2 protein-coding genes are annotated in these 2,792 nt (G+C 48.8%); both read right to left on the bottom strand.

Annotated elements, in window-relative coordinates:
• On the bottom strand, positions 1 to 414 hold a 414-nt coding region (locus KHU33_RS25910; protein ID WP_211468396.1), incomplete at its 3' end, for a UvrD-helicase domain-containing protein.
• The gene (locus KHU33_RS25905) at positions 401 to 2,488 is read right to left on the bottom strand and encodes an ATP-dependent nuclease (protein WP_211468394.1); all 2,088 of its coding nucleotides are present in this window, start codon (positions 2,486 to 2,488) and stop codon (positions 401 to 403) included. The genes KHU33_RS25905 and KHU33_RS25910, both read right to left, overlap by 14 nt.
• Positions 2,489 to 2,792: the final 304 nt, after the last annotated feature.

Here is a 2,792-nt window from a genome sequence, read left to right as displayed (position 1 = left end):
AAACCAGATCCGTGCAGCGTCATCCGGCACAGCTGAAGTGCGTACCAGGTAATTGGGCTTTGGCCTCCACTGTAATGGCAAAGCCGGATAGAACCGGTCCACTAATTGCTTAGCAAAACTATCTAACGTCATGGAGTCGAATCGACTGGAATAATCTGCACTCCTTGCTCGAACTCGTTCCGAAAGATTTTTTGCAGCATCCCGCTTAAAAGAAATGGCCAAAATCCGCTTTGGATTGGGGCAACGACCTGTCGTCAAAAGAAAATCGGCGCGTTGCGCAAGCAACTCTGTTTTCCCCGCGCCCGGACCAGCGATTACAAGCTTGTTTTCACTGGAGCGAACTACGTAATGTGCGCCGACCTCCAGATCATCGATTCCAACTGGAAGCCAACTCTCTTCTTTAATTAGCGGCATTTTCGATATTTTGAAGAAGAGGTGGTGGTGGAGGTGGAACCGGCGCAGTTTTCGCTTTAACACATGCGACTAATTCTTTTAATTCAGTCGGCATTGACTCAACCCATTGTGATCCCTCAAGAGCGATCATGGCTCGCATATGACTGACAGGTTTTGAGCCATCTAGGAACAAATACTTGTACCAGGCGAATAGAGGAACCTCGGTGGAGTTATCATAGCTTTGCCCCAAATTTGCAGGAACTGCAGTTGCATCCGCAGCCAGCACTTGGTGCATTCGTGCGACCCTCGCTTGGGTAAGCAAAGGCTCATCTGCTGGCAAACGTGGTCCGCCATTGGCGGGAGCCTGCCCTTGGTAAATGTTTGGGAAACACTTTAGCATGGAGAAATCGATATCCAATGGCTTAGCAAAGAACACACTAAAGCTCCGCTGATAGTAGTCAATCCAAGGTTTCATTTTGACGCTATCCTGATCGTCACCGCCGAGCATTTCGTCGGAGACATTGGCCAAATTCGCCGTAGTGCCGCCATCAACCTGGTATTCAAGTATGGGAGACACGCCTCCGTGTAGAGCCACAAGTTGATCGCGGATATATCTCAATCGCCCCCAACCAGCACCTTGCTTTTCTCGATCCAGATCAAGAAGCGTTACGAACGGAATCTTGAGACCGTGCAAAAGCTTCCAAAAATGATTCACATGTCTCCCGCCAAGGGGCACAACGGAAACGAATAACGAGTCCACCGGTGTACCACTAGCCTCAAATACCTTTCGAAGTATGATTTCCTCGGAAGCTCCCTCGCCAAGCACAACAAGTCGAGAAAAATAGAGCTCCGGATATCCGCGTATAGCTTCTCGCACATACTTGAATGCTTCATCCGTTTTAATTTCAGGCAAATTAAGCGCAGATATGGTCGTAGACACATGGCTCTCTCCGCCAAGGTAATAGCGCACATCATCAGGCTCGACACGACGCATGATAGATGGAGAATGGCTGGACAGCACCACCTGGGCATTAGGATCATTTGCTATCTTATTCAGCTCCGTGACCACCTTCCCAAGGTAATGCGGCGAAAGGTGGTTTTCGGGCTCCTCAACAGCGAAGATTGTTAACAACGGCAAACTATTTGCAACATCCGCCCGAAATCCGGCTTTCTCCGCTGCTTGCTTCAGTTGCTCTTCTATCCGATAGAAACCCAGTGGCAATGACAATGCAAACAACGACCGGAGTCCATCGCTTAGCTCAGCCGCTTGGATTGCTTGCCCTTGCTCGTTTGGCGCGAACGTTGGCACAAGCATTCCAAGAAGCGAGGACGCATCCGCTTGTTCACTCTGGAACGAGACATTTGCAGCAACTCGCCCTTCATAAAGGCTTTCCCAAGATCTTTGAATTTGAGCATTCATCGTTTCTAGACCAGTCAATTGGCCCAGCCCCTCCTTAAGCTCCTGCAGCCTTTCCTGGATGATCATTTGGTGCTCTCCCCAATCAATGGCTTTGAGCAAACGTCCAAATATGGTCGCCGAGGAAGTGCGTATTTGAGCGGCCGGATCGCGTGCCGCAGGTACATAGATCACTCGTAGACGAGCACGCTCGGCAGTTTTTACCGAGCGTTGATTATTCTTAATAATTTCCGGATCATCGGATGGAGTCAATATCCAAAGCAGCTTCTGCTGAACATCACCAAGAGCAGTCCCATCTTTCGTCCAGATAGCCTCTAGGCGAATTCGGCAATATAGACTTCCACCAGGTTCCGCAACGACCATTTGATTAAAGGTTTCAGGAATGGCTGCATCAGCAGCAACGCCGACGGCAATTCCCGGGAATTCGAGTTTCACCTCAATACTAAGATGCCTTTCGTCCGCCTGGGACAGCTGCTCCCCTGGGCGAAGATGAAAGTCCGATGATCGGATGGTGCGTTCAGCTTGCGTATCCGCAAACAAACGAGCTAACGCCAACATGCTAGCGGTCTTCCCGGAAGCATTCGGACCAATAAAACATGTGAAATCGTTGAGCAATATACGTTGCCCAGCGTCGTCAAAACAGCGAAACCCTTTGATGTGTATCGAGCTCACATGCATTTTTATCTTCCCTCTGAATTGTTATTTTTTGACGATGTCTTGTACCTCTGTCAGAAGTCGCCGACAGACACTTTAGCTGCCCCGTACCATGCGGCATCCTGAGCGATCCTGACTCGGCATTGCCGCAATTTCAAGTGCAAGTCCTCAGACACGAGACTTTGAAGATCAAATTACATCTCTAAAAGACAACATGTGAGTTTCAAAAATTATAATACATTTACTTATAGAAAGATTGCGTTTTGCAATTCTTCCTCCTCGTAAATTAAATCGATAAGTGAAATGGGCAGAGCCGGATTTCCGGCTC

It is taken from the genome of Collimonas silvisoli (assembly GCF_018305005.1).
Classification (GTDB): domain Bacteria; phylum Pseudomonadota; class Gammaproteobacteria; order Burkholderiales; family Burkholderiaceae_D; genus Collimonas; species Collimonas silvisoli.
The sequence above is the reverse complement of the archived record's forward strand: the minus strand, read 5'-3'. Positions and strand labels throughout refer to the sequence as shown.